General features: G+C 72.3%; 20 protein-coding genes and 1 pseudogene. 14 read left to right on the top strand and 7 right to left on the bottom strand.

The genetic code is table 11. The annotated features are described in order from the left end of the window. Positions 1–138: 138 nt before the first annotated feature. On the top strand, positions 139–969 hold the full coding sequence (locus AC0665_RS10905; RefSeq protein ID WP_478704848.1) for an isocitrate lyase/PEP mutase family protein: 831 nt from the start codon (positions 139–141) through the stop codon (positions 967–969). Between the two features lies 1 nt (position 970). Here the strand turns inward: AC0665_RS10905 and ssgD are convergent, their stop codons facing one another. Beyond that, positions 971–1,387 (bottom strand): spore wall synthesis regulator SsgD, encoded by a 417-nt coding sequence (gene ssgD, locus AC0665_RS10910; RefSeq protein WP_104780339.1) that lies wholly within the window; start codon positions 1,385–1,387, stop codon positions 971–973. A 306-nt stretch (positions 1,388–1,693) separates the two neighbouring features. Here ssgD and AC0665_RS10915 point away from each other — a divergent pair, with 306 nt between their 5' ends. Together AC0665_RS10915 and AC0665_RS10920 are read left to right on the top strand one after the other, a co-directional pair. Beyond that, a complete protein-coding gene (locus AC0665_RS10915) occupies positions 1,694–2,740 on the top strand; it encodes a WD40/YVTN/BNR-like repeat-containing protein (protein WP_478606123.1) in 1,047 nt (348 codons plus the stop codon). Positions 2,741–2,810: 70 nt separating this feature from the next. Continuing rightward, on the top strand, positions 2,811–3,134 hold the full coding sequence (locus AC0665_RS10920) for a plasmid stabilization protein (RefSeq protein ID WP_366049766.1): 324 nt from the start codon (positions 2,811–2,813) through the stop codon (positions 3,132–3,134). Positions 3,135–3,144: 10 nt separating this feature from the next. On the opposite strand, the gene AC0665_RS10925 is transcribed toward AC0665_RS10920, so the two are convergent. After that, entirely contained in the window at positions 3,145–3,438 is a 294-nt protein-coding gene (locus AC0665_RS10925; RefSeq protein WP_366049765.1) for a YciI family protein, read from the bottom strand. Positions 3,439–3,498: 60 nt separating this feature from the next. Between AC0665_RS10925 and AC0665_RS10930 the strand changes: the two genes are divergently transcribed. Beyond that, positions 3,499–4,191: an endonuclease V gene (locus tag AC0665_RS10930; protein ID WP_468632434.1), complete on the top strand. Its 693-nt coding sequence runs from the start codon at positions 3,499–3,501 to the stop codon at positions 4,189–4,191. Here AC0665_RS10930 and AC0665_RS10935 read toward each other — a convergent pair. Then, positions 4,179–4,373, bottom strand: a complete 195-nt coding sequence (locus tag AC0665_RS10935; protein WP_478704849.1) for a hypothetical protein — start codon at positions 4,371–4,373, stop codon at positions 4,179–4,181. The two genes, AC0665_RS10930 and AC0665_RS10935, sit on opposite strands and share 13 nt — an antisense overlap. 180 nt (positions 4,374–4,553) lie before the next feature. Between AC0665_RS10935 and mmpA the strand changes: the two genes are divergently transcribed. Continuing rightward, the gene (mmpA, locus tag AC0665_RS10940) at positions 4,554–4,700 is read left to right on the top strand and encodes a morphogenic membrane protein MmpA (RefSeq protein ID WP_478606115.1); all 147 of its coding nucleotides are present in this window, start codon (positions 4,554–4,556) and stop codon (positions 4,698–4,700) included. A gap of 17 nt (positions 4,701–4,717) precedes the next feature. Here the strand turns inward: mmpA and AC0665_RS10945 are convergent, their stop codons facing one another. Further along, positions 4,718–5,896 carry a saccharopine dehydrogenase family protein gene (locus AC0665_RS10945; RefSeq protein WP_478704850.1) on the bottom strand — a complete coding sequence of 393 codons (1,179 nt, stop codon included), beginning with the start codon at positions 5,894–5,896 and terminating at the stop codon, positions 4,718–4,720. A 91-nt stretch (positions 5,897–5,987) separates the two neighbouring features. On the opposite strand from AC0665_RS10945, the gene AC0665_RS10950 reads away from it, so the two are divergent. The 4 genes from AC0665_RS10950 to AC0665_RS10965 all read left to right on the top strand — a co-directional run bounded on the left by AC0665_RS10950 (position 5,988) and on the right by AC0665_RS10965 (position 11,071). After that, positions 5,988–6,368: an MmcQ/YjbR family DNA-binding protein gene (locus AC0665_RS10950; protein WP_478704851.1), complete on the top strand. Its 381-nt coding sequence runs from the start codon at positions 5,988–5,990 to the stop codon at positions 6,366–6,368. Between the two features lie 109 nt (positions 6,369–6,477). Continuing rightward, a complete protein-coding gene (locus tag AC0665_RS10955; protein WP_478606111.1) occupies positions 6,478–7,623 on the top strand; it encodes a CaiB/BaiF CoA transferase family protein in 1,146 nt (381 codons plus the stop codon). An 11-nt stretch (positions 7,624–7,634) separates the two neighbouring features. Then, the gene (locus tag AC0665_RS10960) at positions 7,635–8,849 is read left to right on the top strand and encodes an acetyl-CoA C-acetyltransferase (protein ID WP_478704852.1); all 1,215 of its coding nucleotides are present in this window, start codon (positions 7,635–7,637) and stop codon (positions 8,847–8,849) included. A 35-nt stretch (positions 8,850–8,884) separates the two neighbouring features. Beyond that, positions 8,885–11,071, top strand: coding sequence for a 3-hydroxyacyl-CoA dehydrogenase NAD-binding domain-containing protein (locus AC0665_RS10965; RefSeq protein ID WP_478704853.1), 2,187 nt, complete (start codon positions 8,885–8,887; stop codon positions 11,069–11,071). Here AC0665_RS10965 and AC0665_RS10970 read toward each other — a convergent pair. Beyond that, positions 11,057–11,779, bottom strand: a complete 723-nt coding sequence (locus AC0665_RS10970; RefSeq protein WP_468632446.1) for a MerR family transcriptional regulator — start codon at positions 11,777–11,779, stop codon at positions 11,057–11,059. The two genes, AC0665_RS10965 and AC0665_RS10970, sit on opposite strands and share 15 nt — an antisense overlap. Positions 11,780–12,051: 272 nt before the next feature. Between AC0665_RS10970 and AC0665_RS10975 the strand changes: the two genes are divergently transcribed. Continuing rightward, entirely contained in the window at positions 12,052–13,518 is a 1,467-nt protein-coding gene (locus AC0665_RS10975) for an amino acid permease (protein ID WP_468403972.1), read from the top strand. Positions 13,519–13,562: 44 nt separating this feature from the next. Beyond that, positions 13,563–13,634 (top strand): annotated as a pseudogene (locus tag AC0665_RS10980) (Appr-1-p processing protein); the annotation flags it as partial. A gap of 118 nt (positions 13,635–13,752) precedes the next feature. Here the strand turns inward: AC0665_RS10980 and AC0665_RS10985 are convergent. Further along, a complete protein-coding gene (locus AC0665_RS10985) occupies positions 13,753–14,694 on the bottom strand; it encodes an arginase family protein (protein WP_478508835.1) in 942 nt (313 codons plus the stop codon). Between the two features lie 144 nt (positions 14,695–14,838). Continuing rightward, a complete protein-coding gene (locus AC0665_RS10990) occupies positions 14,839–16,353 on the bottom strand; it encodes a M1 family metallopeptidase (RefSeq protein ID WP_478606103.1) in 1,515 nt (504 codons plus the stop codon). Positions 16,354–16,564: 211 nt separating this feature from the next. On the opposite strand from AC0665_RS10990, the gene AC0665_RS10995 reads away from it, so the two are divergent. The 3 genes from AC0665_RS10995 to AC0665_RS11005 all read left to right on the top strand — a co-directional run bounded on the left by AC0665_RS10995 (position 16,565) and on the right by AC0665_RS11005 (position 21,600). Then, on the top strand, positions 16,565–18,520 hold the full coding sequence (locus tag AC0665_RS10995; RefSeq protein WP_478606101.1) for a Xaa-Pro dipeptidyl-peptidase: 1,956 nt from the start codon (positions 16,565–16,567) through the stop codon (positions 18,518–18,520). Then, positions 18,517–19,791: a M14 family metallopeptidase gene (locus tag AC0665_RS11000; RefSeq protein ID WP_478704854.1), complete on the top strand. Its 1,275-nt coding sequence runs from the start codon at positions 18,517–18,519 to the stop codon at positions 19,789–19,791. The genes AC0665_RS10995 and AC0665_RS11000 overlap by 4 nt, the downstream gene beginning before the upstream one ends. An 84-nt stretch (positions 19,792–19,875) precedes the next feature. Beyond that, positions 19,876–21,600 carry a BCCT family transporter gene (locus tag AC0665_RS11005; RefSeq protein WP_478704855.1) on the top strand — a complete coding sequence of 575 codons (1,725 nt, stop codon included), beginning with the start codon at positions 19,876–19,878 and terminating at the stop codon, positions 21,598–21,600. Positions 21,601–21,701 lie beyond the last annotated feature (101 nt).

Below are 21,701 nucleotides of genomic sequence, written 5' to 3' on the forward strand. Positions count from 1 at the left end.
CGGCGCCGGTTCCATGACGCCCGCGTACAGCCTCCCGCCGTCCCGCCCTCATGTCGTTCTCGCGGCCGGCCGCCCGTCCCACCGTCACGTCGGATTTCCGCCGGACCGACCGTCCCGGCCCCTGCTTCAGTTGCCCGCATGACCCAGCAGAGCGACCTCGCCTCGGCCTTCCGTGCCCTTCATCTCCCCGGGACCCCACTGGTCCTGCCGAACGCCTGGGACGCCGTCAGCGCCCGGGTCGTCGAGGACGCGGGTGCCGGCGCCGTGGCCACCACCAGCGCCGGGCTCGTCTGGGCGCTCGGTGCGCCGGACGGCGAGCGGGTGGGCCGTGACGCGGTCGTCGCCGCCGTCGCGCGGATCGCCGACGCGGTGACCGTCCCCGTGACCGCGGACATCGAGGGCGGCTACGCCGGGGACGCCGAGGGCGTCGCCGGGACCGTCCGGGCCTTCCTCGCCGCGGGAGCGGTGGGCGTGAACATCGAGGACACGCCGCACGACGCCGGGCCCGGCGGCCCGCTGCGGGACGTCGCCGAGCAGGCCGAGCGGATCGCCGCCGCCCGTGAGGCGGCCGACGCGGCGGGTGTGCCGCTGTTCGTCAACGCCCGGATCGACACCTACCTCGGCGGCGCCGGGGGAGTGGACCTCACCCTGGAGCGGGCGGCGGCCTTCCGCGCCGCGGGCGCCGACGGGATCTTCGTCCCCGGGGCCGTCGACCCGGGGACGGTGAAGGAACTCGTGGAAGGCGTCGACGGGCCGCTGAACGTCATGGCCGGACCCGGGGCACCCCCGGTCGCCGAACTGGCCGCCCTGGGCGTCGCCCGGATCAGCGTCGGCTCGGGCATCGCCCAGGCCGCCCACGCCCTGGTCCGCCGGGCCGCGCGGGAGCTGCTGGACCGGGGAACCTACGGGGCACTGACCGACGCGCTGGGCTACGGCGAGGTCAACGCCCTCCTCGACCGGGCCCGTTAGCTCAGCACGCGTCGCGCATCAGCTCGGCGAGACCGTGGTCCAGATCCAGCTGGAGGTGCTCCAGACCGACCGGCACGAGTTCGCTCGTCGCCTCCAGGAATCTGCGGATCTCGCTCGACCGGACGTGCACGACGGCGGTGCCCTCGGGGGCGTGGAACTCCAGGACGGTGCGGTCGTAGCCGTAGGGCCGCACGCGTACGTCGCCGTGGCCCTCGGCGCTTCTCTGGCCCGCGGCGAGCAGTTCGCGGGAGAAGGTCCAGCAGACCTCGACGCCCTCCAGCGTCGCCGGGGCGGGGAAGGTCATGCGGACGGCGAAGGGATCACGCCGGTCGTAGTGCAGCGTCGCGGGAATGCTCGGCATACGCGGCGCGGCGGCGACGAGGCGGGCCTCCACGGGCTGCTCGATGACGATGGACAACGCCTTGCTCCCTTGTGACGGCTGGACGGACACTTCCGGGCGGGTGAGGCCGGGCACTGGAAGAGACGACGGAATCAGCCATTCCGTGCACACGAAATGCGAGTGACCTCTGTCACCGCGTTCATGCACCCAAGTGACGTGACTCTCCTCCCGTGCCCAGAAGGGCACTTGTGGCACCCCCAGCCCCTCACCCGGACCACCGGGAGGCCATCTGGACGGCACCCGGGCGGTGGGCTAGCTTCCCCGGCCATGAGGCGCATGGGGAGCACGCGACGGACGGGACGAACTCGGGGCAGGGCGACCGCGATGGCGGCCTGCGTGGCGGCACTGGCGGCCCTGACCGCCGTACCGGCGCAGGCGCACCACCCGCAGCACCGGGTGCCGCACTGGGAGCTCAAGGACACCGGCGCTCCGGAGGTCCGCTTCCGGGGCCTCGCGGCGGTCGGCCGCAACACCGCCTGGGTCGCCGGGACGGGCGGCACCGTGCTGCGCACCACCGACGGCGGGGCGACTTGGCGGAACGTCTCTCCGCCCGGCGCGGGGGAGTTGCAGTTCCGGGACGTCGAGGCGTTCGACGGGCGCCGGGCCGTGGTCCTGGCCATCGGCGAGGGGGAGGCCTCCCGCGTCTACCGCACCGACGACGGCGGAGCCACCTGGACGGAGTCCTTCCGCAACACCGACCCGAAGGCCTTCTACGACTGCATGGCCTTCTTCGACCACCGCCACGGCCTCGCGATGAGCGACCCGGTGGACGGCAGGTTCCGCATCCTGTCGACCGGCGACGGCGGCCGGACCTGGAAGGTGCTGCCGGACCGGGGCATGCCGGCGGCGCAGGAGGGCGAGGCCGGATTCGCGGCGAGCGGCCAGTGCCTGGTGACGTCCGGGCCGAAGGACGTCTGGCTCGCCACCGGCGGGGCGGCACGCGCGCGGGTGCTGCACTCCGCCGACCGGGGCCTCACCTGGACGGCGGCCGACACGCCCCTGCCGGCCGGTGACCCGGCCCGCGGCGTGTTCGCGCTCGCCTTCCGCGACCGGGCCCGAGGCCTCGCCGTGGGCGGCGACTACCGCCCCGACCAGCCCTCACCGAGCGCCGCGGCGCGTACCTCCGACGGCGGCCGCACCTGGCGCCCGGCCGCCACCGCACCGTCCGCCTACCGCTCCGGCGTCGCCTGGCTCCCGTACAGCCGCACCGCGGCCCTGGCCGTCGGCCCGACCGGCACCGACCTCACCACGGACGCCGGCCGCACCTGGCGGACCGTCGACACCGGCTCCTACGACACGGTCGACTGCGCCCCGGACCACGGGTGCTGGGCCGCCGGAGAGAAGGGCCGGGTTGCCCGCCTGGAGCACTGAGCATGCGGCATGCCGTGTTCGTTGGCAGGGTGGGTACTCGTTCACTGATCGTGAAAGGAAGTGAGCGAGAATGCCACGCGGTTCGAGCTCCAAGCGGGAGCGTCAGTACGAGCACATCAAGGAGAGCGCGAAGGACCGGGGCGAAAGCACCGGCCGCGCCAAGGAGATCGCCGCCCGGACGGTGAACAAGGAACGCGCCCGCTCCGGTGAGTCCAAGACCGCCAGCCGCACCTCCACCAAGGACATGTCCTCCGGTAAGCGGGGCGGTCAGCGGTCGGGGCAGGGCTCGCAGGGCCCGACCTACGACCAGCTGTACCAGGAGGCCAGGCGCAAGGGCGTCGAGGGCCGCTCCAGCATGAACAAGAGCCAGTTGCAGCGCGCCCTGGGCAAGTGAGACGGACGCCTCACAGGCTCTCCCGGTAGGCCTCCAGCGCGGGCGCCGTCTTCGTCGCCGTGAACTCGGTGACGCGGTACGCGCACACGCCCGCGACGACGAACGGGTCCTGTGCGGTGATCGCCTCGATGCGCGCGCGATCCCCCGCGACGGCGATGATCACCCCGCCGTCGCGGGGGTTCTTGCGTCCGGACGCGAGGAAGAGTCCCTGCCGGTACTGCTCGTCGAGCCAGGCCACGTGCTCCTCCAGCACGGCGTCGACGGCTTCCAGCGGGGCGGTGTAGGTCAGTTCCAGCACGAACATGATCGGCAGCGTACCCCCGGGCCCCCGTCAGGCCGCCGGCGGCCGTAGGCTCTGGGCACCATGACGACCGTACGCGTCCCCGAGGACTGGCCCACCACCGAGGAGCAGGCACGCGCCGTCCAGGACGCACTGCGCGCACGTGTGATCCTCGACGAACCCGGGCCGCCGCCCGGCACGGGACATGTGACGGGGGTCGACGTCGCGTACGACGACGAACGGGACGTCGTCGCGGCCGCGGCGGTGGTGCTGGACGCGTCGAGTCTCGACGTGGTCGCCGAGGCCACCGCGGTGGGCAGGGTCTCCTTCCCCTACGTGCCGGGGCTGCTCGCCTTCCGCGAGATCCCCACGGTCCTCGCCGCCCTGGAGGCCCTGCCCTGCCCGCCCGGCCCGGTCGTCTGCGACGGCTACGGCCTCGCCCACCCCCGCCGCTTCGGCCTGGCCAGCCACCTCGGCGTCCTGACCGGCCTGCCCACCATCGGCGTCGCGAAGAACCCGTTCACCTTCTCCTACGACGACCCGGACACCCCGCGCGGCAGCAGCGCGCCGCTGCTCGCCGGGGCCGAGGAGGTCGGCCGCGCCCTGCGCACGCGGGACGGCGTCAAGCCCGTCTTCGTCTCCGTCGGACACCGGGTGACACTGGACAACGCCTGCGCGCACACCCTCGCGCTGACCCGCGCCTACCGTCTCCCGGAGACCACTCGCAGGGCGGACGCGCTGTGCCGCAAGGCGCTGCGGGACACCTACTCGGCCTGACCGTCCACCCGCCAGCGGCCCACCTCGCGGTACTCGGAGTCGTAGATCGCCGCATCGTCCCCGGGGGCGAGTTCGTAGTGGCGCAGATTGCCGCCCCAGTACCTGAGGATCCGGCCCAGCTCGCCCACCGGGTCCTTCGTCAACGCCGCGTCGTCCAGGGAAACTTCCAGAAGAAATCTCATGCCTTCAAGGGTTTCATTGAACTCCTTGTTGGGACTTTCCGAGCCTTTGCCGGGGAGGGAACGCCGAAAGTCTCAAGCGGGGGGAACAGGCGCGGGCCGGGCGCGGCGAGCGAATCTGAGTACCGGCCCTGAGTACCCGTACGGATGCCCGGCGGTGGCCGGGCCGACAGGCTGGGGCGCATGACAACGCACCGCGCCCCCAAGCCTGTTGCCGGCCCGACCCAGAGCATCGAGCGGGCCGTCACCCTAGGGCTGATCCTCGCCGTGCTGGCGGGACTCGGCTGGATCGCCGGGATGATCTACACCATCGCCGAGTGGCCGCTGTAGGCCGCCTCGGCGGGCTCTCAGCGGGCCGACGCGACGCGGAAGCGGATGCCCGCCGCGCGCAGCCGGCCGATCAGGGCGTCGCCCATCGCCACGGCCGTGGTGACCTGGCCCGCCGTCTTCGGAAGGTCGTCGAGGGCCAGGCACAGAGCGGACTCGGCCAGCATCTTGGCCGTCTCGTCGTAGCCCGGGTCCCCGCCGGAGACCTCCGTGCAGACCCGCTTGCCGCCGCCCTCGCCCACGAAGCGCACGGAGAACCAGCTCTTCGCCCGCTTCTCGGGGCCGGGCCCGTCGCCGGGCTTGAGCCGGTCCGACAACCAGCGGCGCGCCGGCGGCACCTGGGCCGCCGCGACCAGCGCGCCGACGGCCGCGACCCCGCCCACCGCGACGGGCAGGTGCCGGACGGCCGCGTACTGCCGGTAGCGGAAGTCGGGCCCGTACCGGTCGAGCGCCGACGCCGAGCGCCGCACGATCTGTGGGTCGATGGTCGGCATGGGCAGCGCCCAGGCGCCCACCTCCTTGGCGAACCGCGGACCGCCCAGCGGCGCCGACACCCGACGGCCGACCAGTCGCGGTTCGTGCCGCCGCCGGTCCCGCGCGGCGGCCGCCATCTCCCGCTGCCGGGCGAACTGGCCCAGCGCGGAGGCGAAGGTGCCGCCGGAGAAGGCCGCGTCCGCGGTGACGAAGCCCTCCACGGTCAGCGGCACGTTCTCGGGCAGCTGCTGGACGGTGAAGTACACGCCCAGGTCGTGCGGGATCGAGTCGAACCCGGCGGCGTGCACCAGCCGGGCCCCGGTCTCCCGCGCCCGCGCGTCGTGCCGGACGTACATCAGATCCACGAACTCGGGCTCGCCGCACAGGTCCAGGTAGTCGGTCCCGGCGTCCGCGCAGGCGGCGACGAGTTCCTCGCCGTACGTCACGTACGGGCCGACCGTCGTGGCCACCACGCGCGCCTGCTCCGCCAGGGCGCGCAGCGAGGCCGCGTCGGAGACGTCCGCCCGCAGCACACCGATCTCCGCGTCGGCGGGCAGCCGCTCGCGCAGGCGCTCCAGCTTCTCGGCGCTGCGGCCGGCGATCGCCCAGCGCAGCCCCTCGGGCGCGTGCGCGGCGAGGTACTCGGCGGTGAGCACACCGGCGAAACTCGTGGCTCCGAAGAGCACGATGTCGTACGGACGGTCCGTCCTGCTTTGCCTGCTCATGACACCCCTTGGTCGCGCAGCCCGTGCCGCTGTCGGTGGCCGAGGCTAGCGTGAGGGGTGCGGAGCCCGACGACGAGCCCGGAGGAACGCGATGGCCGTGCCCAGAAATGCCCTGAAGAAGCGGGAGAAGGTGCGCGCGTTCGCGCTGGGGCTGCCGGGCGCCGTCGAGGAGTTCCCCTGGGGCGAGTCCGTCGCGAAGGTCAACAAGAAGGTGTTCGTCTTCCTCGGCGTCGGCGACGGCAGTTACCGCCTGGGAGTGACGGTGAAGCTCACCGACGAGACGGCCCACGCCCACGCGCTGGCCTGCCCCGGAGCCGAGCCCGCCGGCTACGGACTGGGCAAGGCGGGCTGGGTGAGCGTTCCGCTGGAGGAGCAGGGCGCCCCGGCGGCGGAGCTGCTGTGCGACTGGGTGGAGGAGAGCTACCGGGTGATCGCGCCGAAGCGGCTCACGGCGGAACTGGACGCGGGCTGACCCGTACGGCAGATTGCTAAGCGCTTGCTCGTTCGGGGCTTGTGCCGAGTGGAACACGTTCTTAGCATCACTGGTGTTACATCAGTTGTGTCACAGCACTGGGGGCTGGATGACCACGGCAAGGACGCCAGGGCACGGCCCGCTCGCCGGTGTGCGCGTCGTCGAGCTGGCCGGCATCGGGCCCGGCCCGTTCGCCGCCATGCTCCTGGCCGACCTCGGCGCCGACGTCGTACGGGTGGACCGTCCGGGCGGCCCCGGGCTCGCGATCGACCCGGCCTACGACGTCACCAACCGCAACAAGCGCTCGGTGGTCGTCGACCTGAAGGCCCCGGACGGCCCGGAGCAGGTGCTCGGCCTCGTGGCCCGTGCCGACGTCCTGGTCGAGGGCTACCGCCCCGGCGTCGCGGAGCGCCTCGGCGTCGGCCCCGAGGCCTGCCACGCACGCAACCCGCGGCTCGTCTACGGCCGGATGACCGGCTGGGGCCAGGACGGCCCGCTCGCCCGGCGCGCCGGGCACGACATCACCTACCTCGCCCCCACCGGCACCCTCGGCCTGATCGGCGACCCGGACCGGCCGCCCGCCGTCCCCGCCAACCTGCTCGGCGACTACGCGGGCGGCTCCCTCTACCTGGTCGTCGGCGTCCTCGCCGCCCTCCACCACGCCCGCGCGACCGGCACCGGCCAGGTCGTCGACGCGGCGATCGTCGACGGCGCGGCCCACCTCGCCACGATGATCCACGGCATGCTCGCCGCCGGCGGCTGGCAGGACCGCCGCGGCGCCAACCTCCTGGACGGCGGCTGCCCCTACTACGGCACCTACGAGACGGCCGACGGCCGCCACATGGCCGTCGGCGCCCTGGAGCCGCAGTTCTACGCGGAGTTCCTCGCCCTCCTCGGCCTCGGCGACCGGGCCGCGGCCCGCAAGGACGTCGCCAGCTGGGACACCCTGCGCGACGAGGTCGCCGCCCGCTTCAAGAGCCGTACCCGGGACGAGTGGACGGCCGTCTTCGACGGCACCGACGCGTGCGTGGCCCCCGTGCTGTCACTGCGCGAGGCCCCGCACCACCCGCACCTGGCCGCCCGCGGCACCTTCACCGACCACGGCGGCATCACCCAGCCCGCCCCCGCCCCCCGCTTCTCCGCGACCCCGACCACCGTCCGCGGCGGCCCGGCCCGGCCGGGCGCCGACACGGCGGACGTCGCCCGGGACTGGGACGTCCCCGGGCTGCTCCCGTCGTCCCGAAACCCTCAGTGAAAGGCCTCCTCGTGAGCACCGAAGCGTACGTGTACGACGCGATCCGCACCCCGCGCGGGCGCGGCAAGGCCAACGGCGCCCTGCACGGCACCAAGCCCATCGACCTGGTCGTCGGACTCATCCACGAGATCCGCGCCCGCTTCCCGGACCTCGACCCGGCCGCCGTCGACGACATCGTCCTCGGCGTCGTCGGCCCGGTCGGCGACCAGGGCTCCGACATCGCGCGCATCGCGGCCATCGCCGCCGGACTGCCCGACACCGTCGCCGGCGTCCAGGAGAACCGCTTCTGTGCCTCCGGCCTGGAGGCCGTCAACCTGGCCGCCGCCAAGGTCCGTTCCGGATGGGAGGACCTCGTCCTGGCCGGTGGCGTCGAGTCGATGTCCCGCGTGCCGATGGCCTCCGACGGCGGCGCCTGGTTCAACGACCCGATGACCAACCTCCAGGTCAACTTCGTGCCGCAGGGCATCGGCGCCGACCTCATCGCCACCATCGAGGGCTTCTCCCGGCGCGACGTCGACGAGTACGCGGCGCTCTCCCAGGAGCGGGCCGCCACCGCCATGAAGGACGGCCGCTTCGAGAGGTCCGTGGTGCCCGTGAAGGACCGCAACGGGCTCGTCGTCCTCGACCGCGACGAGTTCCCGCGCCCCGGCACCACCGCCGACTCCCTCGCCGGGCTCAAGCCGTCCTTCGCGGACATCGGCGAACTCGGCGGCTTCGACGCCGTGGCGCTCCAGCAGTACCACTGGGTCGAGAAGATCGACCACGTCCACCACGCGGGCAACTCCTCCGGCATCGTGGACGGCGCCTCGCTCGTCGCGATCGGCTCGAAGGAGGTCGGCGAGCGCTACGGCCTCACCCCCCGCGCGCGCATCGTCTCCGCCGCCGTCTCCGGCTCCGAGCCGACCATCATGCTCACCGGCCCCGCCCCCGCCACCCGCAAGGCCCTGGCCAAGGCCGGGCTGACCATCGACGACATCGACCTCGTCGAGATCAACGAGGCGTTCGCGGCGGTCGTGCTGCGCTTCGTGCGGGACATGGGCCTGTCCCTGGACAAGGTCAACGTCAACGGCGGCGCCATCGCCCTCGGCCACCCCCTGGGCGCCACCGGCGCGATGATCCTCGGCACGCTCGTCGACGAACTGGAGCGCCAGGACAAGCGCTACGGCCTCGCCGCGCTGTGCGTCGGCGGCGGCATGGGCGTCGCCACCATCGTCGAGCGCATCTGACCCCCCTCCCGACGGATCACACGGAGCACCTCCACATGAGCACTGAGCCCACCACCATCCGCTGGGAGCAGGACCGCACGGGCCTCGTCACCCTCGTCATCGACGACCCGAACCAGTCCGCGAACACCATGAACCAGGCGTTCCGCGACTCCCTCGCCGCCGTCACCGACCGCCTGGAGGCCGAGAAGGACTCCATCCGGGGCGTCATCATCACCTCCGCCAAGAAGACCTTCTTCGCCGGCGGCGACCTGCGCGACCTCATCCGCGTCACGCCCGAGACCGCCCAGGAGCTGTTCGACGGCGGCATGGCGATCAAGCGGAACCTGCGCCGCATCGAGACCCTCGGCAAGCCCGTCGTCGCCGCCCTCAACGGCGCTGCCCTGGGCGGCGGTTACGAGATCGCCCTGGCCTGCCACCACCGCGTCGCCCTGGACGCGCCCGGCTCGAAGATCGGCTGCCCCGAGGTCACCCTCGGCCTGCTGCCCGGAGGCGGCGGCGTGGTCCGCACCGTCCGCCTGCTGGGCATCGCCGACGCCCTGCTGAAGGTCCTCCTCCAGGGCACCCAGTACAGCCCGCGCCGCGCCCTGGACAACGGACTCGTCGACGAGGTCGCCGACAGCCAGGAGGACATGCTCGCCAAGGCGCGCGCCTTCATCGACGCCAACCCCGAGTCCCGGCAGCCCTGGGACAAGCCCGGCTACCGCATCCCGGGCGGCACCCCGGCGAACCCGAAGTTCGCCGCGAACCTCCCGGCCTTCCCCGCCACCTTGCGCAAGCAGACGGGCGGCGCCCCCTACCCGGCGCCGCGCAACATCCTGGCCGCCGCCGTCGAAGGCGCCCAGGTCGACTTCGAGACCGCCCAGGTCATCGAGGCCCGCTACTTCGTCGAACTGGCCGCCGGGCAGACCTCGAAGAACATGATCCAGGCCTTCTTCTTCGACCTCCAGGCCGTCAACTCCGGCGCCAACCGCCCGCAGGGCGTCGAGCCCCGCCAGGTCCGCAAGGTCGCCGTGCTCGGCGCCGGCATGATGGGCGCCGGCATCGCCTACTCCTGCGCCCGCGCCGGCATCGAGGTGGTCCTCAAGGACGTCTCCCTGGAGGCGGCCCTCAAGGGCAAGGGCTACTCCGAGAAGCTGTGCGCCAAGGCCGTCGCCAAGGGCCGTACGACCCAGGAGAAGGCCGACGCGCTGCTCGCCCGCATCACCCCCACCGCCGAGGTCCAGGACCTGACGGGCTGCGACGCCGTCATCGAGGCCGTCTTCGAGGACACCTCCCTCAAGCACAAGGTGTTCCAGGAGATCCAACACGTCGTCGAGCCCGACGCGCTGCTGTGCTCCAACACCTCCACCCTGCCCATCACCGCGCTCGCCGAAGGCGTGGAACGCCAGGGCGACTTCATCGGACTGCACTTCTTCTCGCCGGTCGACAAGATGCCGCTCGTCGAGATCATCAAGGGCGAGCGCACCGGCGAGGAGGCCCTCGCCCGCGCCTTCGACCTGGTCCGGCAGATCAACAAGACGCCGATCGTCGTCAACGACTCGCGCGGCTTCTTCACCTCCCGCGTCATCGGCCACTTCATCAACGAGGGCGTCGCCATGGTCGGCGAGGGCATCGAGCCCGCGTCGGTCGAGCAGGCCGCGGCCCAGGCGGGCTACCCGGCCAAGGTGCTGTCGCTGATGGACGAGCTGACGCTGACCCTGCCCCGCAAGATCCGTGCCGAGTCCCGGCGCGCGGTCGAGGAGGCGGGCGGCACCTGGACCGTCCACCCGGCCGAGGCCGTCATCGACCGCATGGTCGACGAGTTCGGCCGCACCGGCCGCAGCGGCGGCGCCGGTTTCTACGACTACGGCGACGACGGCAGGCGCGCCGGCCTCTGGCCCGGGCTGCGCGAGCACTTCACCCGGCCCGGCCACCGGATCCCGTTCCGGGACATGCAGGAGCGGATGCTGTTCTCCGAAGCGCTGGACACCGTCCGGCTGCTGGAGGAGGGCGTGCTGACCTCCGTCGCCGACGCCAACATCGGCTCGATCTTCGGCATCGGCTTCCCCGGCTGGACCGGCGGTGTGCTCCAGTACATCGACGGCTACGAGGGCGGCCTGCCCGGCTTCGTGGCCCGCGCCCGGGAACTCGCCGAGCGCTACGGGGAGCGCTTCGCCCCGCCCGCGCTGCTGTTGGAGAAGGCGGACAAGGGGGAGCGGTTCGCCGACTCACCCCGCGTCTGACCCGCCGGAGCCCGAAGGCCCGGTGAGCCACTCGCCCAGCTCTTCCTTCAGCGACCGCTGAAAGGCGGTGAGGAGCGCCTGCACCACCAGCGGGTGCATGTGCGCCGACAGGGACCGCACGTCCCGCGCGTCACGCTCCGCCACCTCACCGCGGAAGAGCTGGGACAGCTCCCGGGCCGCGGCGCGCGTGTGCTCGATGAGGACCTTGCGCGCCGCGAAGATCGCCTCCTGCGACAGCGGCACGTCCAGCAGCCCGGCGCCGAGCCGCAGCAGACCCAGGTCGGCCTCGTACCCGCCGTCCGCGGGCCGGACCACGCCCATGGCGACGAGCCGCTCGACGTCCTCCTCGCCCAGCGGCCGTCCGGCCCGCCGCTCCAGCTCCGCGCGCGTGACCGTCTCGACGGACTCCGGCGCCCAGGACGCCACCACGGCCCGGTGGATGGCGAGGTCGTGCGCGCTCAGGTCCGGCGGCAGCTGCCGCAGGTAGCGCTCGATGCCGGCCAGCGTCATGCCCTGCCGCCGCAACTCCTCGATCAGGGCCAGCCGGGCCAGATGCCCGCGGCCGTAGTGCCCCACCCGTCGCGGACCGAGCACCGGCGGGGGCAGCAGCCCCTTCGTGCCGTAGAAGCGGACCGTGCGCACCGTGACACCGGCTCGGGCGGCCAGCTCGTCGATCGTGAGGGTCGGCTCCTCGGTGTCGGTCGTCATATGCAGCAGTATCGCTGTCTCACCAGTGCTGTGACACCGCACCCGCCTCACCCCCGCGTGGCCGTGCGGTGAACGGGTCGTGGCCGCTGTGCACGGCGGCAGTGGACCTTGTGAGAAGTGACGCTCTGTGACGTGGGCCACCGTATGGGCCGGGATCCGTGTGGGAAGGTGCTGCCTTGGTCTGTGCCGCGTCACAAGGGTGGTGCGGGCCAGCGCACTGTACGGACCCCGGACCCACGAGGTCCGGGGCGATCCAGAGAGTGGAACCACCCGTGAGCAAGGACGCCGTGAACACGGCTGCGGCCACGCCGCGTACCGATGCGGCCGCAGCGCCCGCGGACGCGGGCGACGCCGGCTACAGCAAGGACCTCAAGGCCCGCCACGTCAACATGATCGCCATCGGAGGCGCGATCGGCACCGGACTCTTCCTGGGTGCGGGCGGGCGCCTCCACAACGCGGGCCCGGCGCTGGCCATCGCCTACCTGGTCTGCGGCATCTTCGCCTTCTTCGTGGTCCGGGCCCTCGGTGAGCTCGTGCTCTACCGCCCCTCGTCGGGTTCCTTCGTGTCGTACGCGCGCGAGTTCCTCGGGGAGAAGGGCGCCTACGTCGCCGGCTGGATGTACTTCCTGAACTGGTCGACCACCGGCATCGCCGACATCACCGCGATCGCGCTCTACACGCACTACTGGAGCATGTTCACCGACATCCCGCAGTGGGTGCTCGCGCTGGTCGCCCTCGCGGTGGTGCTGGCCGTGAACCTGATCTCGGTGAAGTACTTCGGCGAGATGGAGTTCTGGTTCGCGATCATCAAGGTCGCGACGCTGGTCGGCTTCATGCTCATCGGCATCTTCCTGCTCGCCACACAGCACGAGGTGGGCGGCCAGACGCCCGGCATGAGCGTCATCACCGACAACGGCGGCGTCTTCCCGCACGGCATGATGCCCGTGGTCCTGGTGATGCAGGGCGTGATCTTCGCCTACGCCGCGCTGGAGCTGGTCGGTGTCGCCGCCGGCGAGACCGCCGAGCCGGAGAAGGTCGTCCCGCGCGCGGTGAACTCCATCATGTGGCGCGTCGGCCTCTTCTACGTCGGCTCGGTCGTCCTGCTGGCCCTGCTGCTGCCGGGTTCGGTCTACTCGGCCGACCAGAGCCCGTTCGTCACGGTGCTGTCGAAGATCGGCGTCCCGGCCGCGGGCGACGTGATGAACCTGGTCGTCCTGACGGCCGCCATGTCCTCCCTGAACTCCGGCCTGTACTCCACGGGCCGCATCCTGCGCTCCATGGCGATGGCGGGCTCCGCCCCGAAGTTCACCGCCCGCATGAACCGCAGCCAGGTGCCCTACGGCGGCATCCTGCTGACCTGCGGGGTCTGTGTGCTGGGCGTCGGCCTGAACTTCCTCGTGCCGGCCCAGGCCTTCGAGATCGTGCTGAACGTGGCCTCCCTGGGCATCATCAGCACCTGGGTGATCATCATGATCTGCCACCTGGTGTTCGTCCGCCGCGCCAAGGCGGGCCTCCTCACCCGCCCGTCCTTCCGGCTCCCCTTCAGCCCGGTCACGGAGATCACCACGGTCGTCTTCCTGCTGGCCTGCCTCGGCATGATGTGGAACGACCCCGAGGTCGGCCGCAAGACCCTGCTGCTGATCCCGCTGATCGCCCTCATGCTGGTGGCCGGCTGGTACGGCGTGCGCCGCAGGGTCTCGCAGACCGCGGACCAGGAGCTGTCGCAGCTGACGAAGTAAGGCCGACCGGGGCCGTTGTCAGTGGCCGCGTCCACGGTGGCGTCATGCCGGGGATCACATACGTCCGGGGTGACGCCACCGTTCCGTCGGTGAAGGGCGTCAAGATCATCGCCCACCAGGACCGGCCGCAAGGGCGTTCGTGCGTGGAGCCGCTGATCGAGGAGCGGCTGGTTCGTCGGGGGATACCGGTGACGGTGTACGACCACGGTCGGTGACCCCGCCCGGGCCATCGGCTCAGCCCTCGCTGTCGAACGCCCGCACCAGACAGTCGGCGAGGTCCCGCGCGAGGGAGCCGTCCGGGTCCAGCCGGGGGTTGAAGATCGCGACGGTGAGGCCGGCGGCACCGTCGCCGGCCAGCGCCGTGCGCAGCACACTCTCCAGCTCCTGCCAGGTCAGACCGTCCGGCTGCCGGTAGTCGACGGCGGGCATGAGCGCGTCGTCCAGCACGTCGACGTCGAGATGCACCCAGTACCCGCCGCCCGCCCGGTCCCCGTCCAGCAGCCGCACGGCGCGCCGGGCCGCCTCGGCCGCCCCCAGGGCGCGCACCATGTCCAGCTCCATCGCGTGCAGCGCGGACGGCAGCGGCTGCATCCCGTACGCCGCGGACTCCTCGGCGTCCCGGAATCCCAGGGCGACGACGTCCTCGTCCCTCACGAGGGGACCCCGGCCCTCCAGATCGGCCAGCACGCGCGGGCCGCGCCCGGTGGCCAGGGCGAGTTCCATCGAGGCCACCTCGCCGGCCGGTTCCGCCGCCGGCTGGTAGAAGTCGCTGTGCCCGTCGAGGAAGAGCAGACCGTGCCGGTCGCGGCGGCTCAGGGCCAGCAGCGCGCCGAGCAGCACGCTGCAATCGCCGCCGAGCACGACGGGGAACCGGCCCCGGCCTAGGACCCCGCCCACGGCGTCGGCCAGCGCCACGGAGTACGCGGCGATGCCGTCCGCGTTCAGCAGGCCCGTCGCCGGGTCCCGTTCCGGGTCGTACGGCGGCGGCTCCACCCGCCCCGCGTGCCACGCCCCGAGCCCTTCGGCCAGCCCGGCCCCGAGGAGCGCCGCGGGCAGTTCCTCGACCCCCGTGGGGCGCAGCCCGAGCACGGACGGTGCCTCGACGATCGCCAGCTTCCGCACGTCCGGCTCCCAGGTCAGCCCGACAACGATGCCGGACCGACGCGCCCGGCACACGGACCCACGGTAGTGCGAGGACCGGCGGGTGGCGCGCTCCCGCGGGCGATCGGGCGGAGGGACGGGGGCGGGGGGGCAGAGACCCTGCCGGCCGCTGCCCCCCGGCGTTCGAACACCCCCGGCCGGCCCGCCCGGCCCGGTCGGTCAGTGGCTGTGCTCGTGGCCGCCGTGCCCGTGCACTCCGTTGGTCGCCGCGATCCTCTTCCACGACCTGGGCTGCGCCACGTCCTTCCCCGTCCCGGTGACCGCCGCGGCCCGGGCCGCCGGCGCCGCCGGCTTCGACGGCTGGAACAGCCATGTGTCGAAGAGCGCGGCCAGGGGTTTGCCCGAGACCTCCTCCGCGTACCGCTGGAAGTCCGCCACCGACGCGTTGCCGTGGGCGTACTTCGCGGGCCAGCCCTTCAGGATCGCGAAGAACGCCTCGTCGCCGATCGCGTTGCGCAACGCCTGGACGGCCAGCGCACCCCGGTCGTAGACCGCGATGTCGAACTGGTGGTCGGGGCCGGGATCCCCGGGCCTCACCGTCCAGAACGGATCGTCGGCGGGATGCGAGGCGTACACGTAGTCGGCGAGTTCCTGCGCCGTGCCCTCGCCCTCGTGCTCCGACCACAGCCACTGCGCGTACCGTGCGAAGCCCTCGTTGATCCAGATGTCCTTCCAGCCCTTGAGCGACACCGCGTCGCCGTACCACTGGTGGGCCAGCTCATGGACGACGACCGACACGTTCGACCCGTTCGCGAACTGGCGCGGGCTGTAGAACGGCCGGGTCTGGGTCTCCAGCGCGTACCCGGTGTTCGTGTTCGGCACGTATCCGCCGAGCGCGTCGTAGGGGTACGGCCCGAAGTACCCGGCCAGCCAGTCCGCGATCTCCCCGGTCCGTTCGACGCTCGCCCGCGCCGCCCCGGCATCGGCGCCCAGATTCGCGCTGTAGGCGTTGAGGACCGGGACGCCGCTCTCGGTCGTGCCGGTCGTGATGTCGAACTTCCCGACCGCGAGCGTGGCGAGGTACGTGGCCTGGGGCTTGTCGGACCGCCAGTTCCAGCGCGTCCAGCCGAGCTTCGAACTCGTCGACCGCAGCGTGCCGTTGGAGATGGCCTGGGTGCCGTCCGGGACCAGCACGGACACGTCGTAGGTCGCCTTGTCCAGCGGATGGTCGTTGCTCGGGAACCACCACGCCGCCGCCTCGGGCTCGTTCGCCGCGACGCCTCCGTCGGGGGTGCGGTGCCAGCTGGTGAAGCCGAACGCCTGCTTCGACGACGGCACCCCGCGGTAGCGCACGACCACCGTGACGGGCGCGCCCTTGGTCAACGGCGTCTTCGGCGTGATCTCCAGCTCCTGCTCGCCCGAGGTCCGCAGCGACGCCTTGGCCCCGTTGACGCGCACCTCGTCGACGTCCAGCAGGAAGTCCAGGTTGAAGCTCGCCAGGTCCTGCGTGGCGCGGGCCAGCAGGGTCGCGGTGCCCTCCAGTACGTCGGTGGACGGCTGGTATTTCAGCCGCAGGTCGTAGTGGGAGACGTCGTATCCGCCGTTGCCGTAGGCCGGGTAATAGGGATCGCCGATGCCCGGCGCGCCGGGGGAGCGGGGAGCGGCCGATGCCGGGATCGCCAGCAGGAGAGAGGCCGCTGCCAGGGCTCCCGGCGCGATGATTCTGCGGTGCACGCAAGGCTCCAAGTCGTAGGGTCCCGAGGTCTTCTGGAATCTGTGCGGAGCCTATTCACTCCCTGTGCCCCTGATCATGTCCATGGCCCCCGCTGTCACACGATCGCCATTCGGCCGACATGGAACACCCGTCGCGACGGCCCGCCCGGGACACGCCGGTCCGTCAGATGCCCCCTTCTGGACGGGAGTTCACCGATGTACCGTCCGGCCCATGCCGAAACGCACGCGCTTCACGACCTGGAGACCGCTCGCGACGGCGGCCACGGCCGCCCTCATGGCCACCCTGCTCACCCCGGCCACCGCGCAGGCCGCACCGCGCGGGAGCGAACCCGTCCACTCCTACGAGAACGCCATCCGCGAGGCCGTCTGGGTGGACACGGGACTGGACGGTGACCGCGACGGCAGGACCGACCGGGTCGCCGTCGACATCGTCCGCCCCCGCGAAACCGCCCGGCAGGGCCGCAAGGTGCCCGTCATCATGGACGCCAGCCCGTACTACTCCTGCTGCGGGCGCGGCAACGAGAGCCAGAAGAAGACCTACGACGCGCAGGGCCGTGTCGCCCGGATGCCGCTCTTCTACGACAACTACTTCGTCCCGCGCGGCTACGCCTTCGTCGGCGTGGACCTGGCCGGAACCAATCGGTCCGACGGCTGCGTCGACGTCGGCGGGCGCTCCGACATCCAGTCCGCGAAGGCCGTCGTCGACTGGCTGAACGGCCGCGCCAAGGCCTACACGACCCGTACCGGCACGACCCGCGCCGAGGCGGGCTGGACCAACGGCCGCACCGGCATGATCGGCAAGAGCTGGGACGGCACCATCGCCAACGGCGTCGCCGCCACCGGCGTCAAAGGCCTGAAGACCATCGTCCCGATCAGCGCCATCTCCTCCTGGTACGACTACTACTTCCAGCAGGGAGCGCCCCTCTACGACTCCGGCCCCGAGTGGCTGTCGGACTACGTCGACAGCCCCGACGCCCGCGCCAAGTGCGGTGCCGTCCAGCGAAAGCTCGTCGACGGCGCCCCGCGCACCGGCGACTGGACCCCGCTGTGGAGCGAGCGCGACTACGTGAAGGCCGCGCGCAAGGTGAAGGCCAGCGTCTTCCTCGTCCACGGCATGCAGGACCTCAACGTCCGCATGAAGCACGTCGGCCCGTGGTGGGACGCCCTCGCGAAGAACGGCGTCGAGCGCAAGATCTGGCTGTCGCAGACCGGCCACGTCGACCCCTTCGACTTCCGGCGCGGCGCCTGGGTCGAGACGCTGCACCGCTGGTTCGACCACGAACTCATGGGCATCGACAACGGCATCGACCGTGAGCCCATGGCCGACATCGAGCGCGCGCCCGACCGGTGGGAGACCTCCAGGACCTGGCCGCCGAGCGGCACCCGGGCGGCCACCCTGCGCCCCGGCCGTGGCGCCGAGGCCGGCGTCGGCACCCTCGGGCTGCGCCGCGGCCACGGCACCGAGACCTTCACCGACGACCCGAAGCTGAGCGAGACCGACTGGGCCGCGCGGATCGACGCGCCGACACCGGAGAAGGCCGGGTTCGTCACCGGGCCGCTCACCCGCGACCTGCGCCTGTCCGGCTCCTCCGAGGTCACGGTCACCGCGACCCCCAGCACTCCGACGGCCCACCTCTCCGCCGTCCTCGTGGACGTCGGCCCCGCCACCGTCCGCGACTACGCCGACGCCGGTGAAGGCATCACCACCCTCACGCACCGCACCTGCTGGGGCGCGAGCACCCCGGAGGACAGCGCCTGCTTCAAGGAGACGAAGGCCAAGACCGCCGACGTCGATCACACGGTCGTCAGCCGCGGCTGGGCCGACCTCGGCAACCACGCCTCCGACCACCGGGGCGGCCCGCTCACCCCGGGCAAGCGGTACACCATCACCGTCGACCTGGCGGCCACCGACCACGTGGTCCCCGCGGGGCACCGCCTGGCGCTGATCGTCGCCGGCACCGACCAGGGCCTGATCGACCCTCCCGCCGACAAGCCCACGCTCACGCTCGACCTGGCCCGCACCTCGGCGCGCGTCCCGTTCGTCGGCGGGGCCACCGCCTTCGCACGCGCCACCCCGCATGCCGCGTCCCCCGGCCCCGGCGCCACCTACCTGGACGGCGTACGGGAGCCGCGCACCACGCACCGCGTCCCGGGGGAGACCCGGTGACCCGCGCCGGCGCCCTGGTCCTGACCGCCGCGGCCCTCACGGCCTCCCTGGTCGCCGCACCGGCCCGGGCGGCCGGTGACTCCCCGCCCCGCACCGGCTTCGAGCAGTCGCACGGCGCCCGCTGGACCACCCAGCCCGAGGAAGGGGACTTCCTCGAAGCCGTCGACCGGGCCAGTGGCCGGGTCTCCGTGACCCGCATCGGCACGACGAAGCAGGACCGTCCCCTGCGGCTGGTGCGGATCGGCAACCGCCCGAGCGGCAACAAGGTGCTCCTCGTGTGCAGCCAGCACGGCGACGAGCCCTCCGGCCGCGAGGCCTGTCTGACCACCGTCCGCGACCTCGCCCACGCCCGCGACCAGCGCACCCGGCGCTTCCTGGACCGCACCACGGTCCTGGGCGTGCCCACCGCCAACCCCGACGGCCGGGGCGCGAACACGCGCGGCAACAGCGACGGCGTCGACATCAACCGCGACCACCTGGCCCTGAGAACCGCCGAGGGCCGCGCGCTGGCCGCCCTCATCCGTGACCAGCGCCCCGACGTCGTCTACGACCTGCACGAGTACGGCGCCACCCCCCGGTTCTACGACAAGGACCTCTTCGACCTGTGGCCGCGCAACCCCAACACCGACGACGCGGTCCACGAGGAGGCACAAACCCTGTCCGAGGCGTACGTCCGTCCCGCAGCCGAGCGGGCCGGCCACTCGACCGGCACCTACGGCATCTGGACCGACCCGGTCACCGGTGAGCCGGTCAAGCAGGTCGCCGGGGACGGGCAGGAGCGCATCCTGCGCAACATGTCCGGTGTGAAGCACTCCGTCGGGCTGCTCATCGAGAGCCGCGTGGACCCGCTCACCGAGGCGGAGAAGGCGGACCCGGCCCTGAACAACCGTCGTCGGGTCACCTCCCAACTCGACGCACTCAAGGGGCTGTTCGGCTACACCGACGAGCGCCGCAGCCGGATCGAGTCGGCGACGGCCAGGGCCCGGCTCGCGGGCGGGTCCGCCACCGGCCCCGTCTACACCGGGGGCGCCGACAACGACCCGCCCGAACCGGCCGAGACCATCGCGGATCCGCCCTGCGGCTACCGGCTCTCCGCCGCCCAGTACGCCGAGGTGGGCGACGAGCTCGCCCTGCACGGAGTGCGGGTGCGCAAGGACGGCGAGGGCGTGCTCGTGCCCCTGCGCCAGTCGCTGCGGGCGCTGGTGCCGCTGCTGCTCGACGACCGGGCCGGGTACCACCTGACCGGAGGTTCACCCGAAAACGCATGTTGAGAGGGGTGAAATTCCGCCACACGTGGTAGCAGCGTTTTACGGAGGTCCTCCACCTCCCCTGCTGTCCCATGAAAGGTGCCGCCTGTGACGCAAGAACGACCAAGCGACAAGGGCTCCCCGGAGGGAGCCGCGCTGCCGGGGTCGGAAGCGGGTCTGCCCGGTCAGGACCGGCCGCAGACCGACCGCATCGTCTTCGGCGTCACGGCGGTGCTCACCCTCGCCTTCGTGGTCTGGGGAGCGGCGGCGACCGACTCGCTCGAAGACGTCTCCACCACTCTGCTCGGCGGGCTGATGCACAACGGCGGCTGGGCGTTCATGCTCGCCGCCTCCGGCTTCGTCGTCTTCGCCCTGTGGCTCGCCATCAGCCGCTACGGCCGTATCCACCTGGGCGCGGAGGGCGAGGAGCCCGAGTTCCGCACGGTGTCCTGGGTCGCGATGATGTTCAGCGCGGGCATGGGCATCGGCCTGATGTTCTACGGCGTGAGCGAGCCGCTGTCGCACTACGGCACGCCCCCGCCGGGCTCGAACCCGGCCGACTCCGGCGAACGCATGGAGACGGCCATGGCCACCACCCTGTTCCACTGGACGCTGCACCCCTGGGCGATCTACGCCGTGGTGGGCCTGGCCATCGCCTACAGCACCTTCCGCAGGCGGCGCCGGCAGACCATCAGCGCCGTCTTCACCCCGCTGATCGGCAAGAAGAACGCCAACGGCGGCATCGGCCGGGCCATCGACGTCCTCGCGATCATCGCGACCGTCTTCGGCTCCGCCGCCTCCCTGGGGCTCGGCGCGCTCCAGATCGGCTCCGGTGTGCAGGAGCTGAAGTGGATGGACAAGGTGAGCACCGGGCTGCTCGTCACGATCATCGCGGTGCTGACCCTGGCCTTCGTCGCGTCCGCGATCTCCGGTGTGGAGAAGGGCATCCAGTGGCTGTCCAACACAAACATGGTGCTGGCGCTGATCCTCGCTTTGTTCGTCTTCGTGGCGGGCCCGACCATCATCGTTCTCGACCTGCTGCCCACGTCCGTCTTCGCCTACCTCGGCGACCTGCCCCAGCTGGCCGGCCGGACCGAGGCCAGCGGCGGCGAGGGCGTCGCCGACTGGCTGGGCAGCTGGACGGTCTTCTACTGGGCGTGGTGGATCTCCTGGACGCCGTTCGTCGGCATGTTCATCGCCCGCATCAGCCGGGGCCGCACGATCCGCCAGTTCGTCGGCGGTGTGATCCTCGTGCCCAGCACGGTCAGCCTGATCTGGTTCGCGATCTTCGGCGGCTCCGCGATGAAGATGCAGGAACAGGGGCAGCTCGCCAAGGAGGCGACTCCGGAGGGCCGGCTCTTCGGCGTGCTCCAGCAGTTCCCCATCGCCACCGTCACGAGCCTGCTCGTGATGGTCCTGGTCGGCATCTTCTTCGTCTCGGGCGCCGACGCGGCCTCGATCGTCATGGGCACCCTGTCGCAGAAGGGCGCCCTCGAACCGGGCCGCTTCGTGGTGGTGTTCTGGGGCGTGCTCACCGGCGCGGTGGCCGCGATCATGCTGCTCGTCGGCAGCGGCCAGGGCGACGCGCTGACCGGTCTGCAGAACCTCACGATCCTCGCGGCGGCGCCGTTCGTGATCGTGATGATCTTCATGTGCGTCGCCCTCATGCGCGACCTTCGCCGCGACCCGGTCATCGTGCGTGAGCAGATGGGCTCCGAGGCCGTGGAGATGGCCGTGATGGAAGGCCACAAGAAGTACGACGGGGAGTTCGAGTTCCGCGTCGGCCCGGGCCGCGGCCCGGACGTCGAGGGAGACCCGATCGGCAAGCACTGACCGCAACGGTGGCGGGCGGCCCGGGGTGCGTGCCCCGGGCCGCCCTCGTTGTGCCCGGCCACTGGTCGCGGCGGCGATCCTCGGGGCCGTCTGGACGGCGG

It is taken from the genome of Streptomyces sp. NPDC043685, from assembly GCF_056436585.1.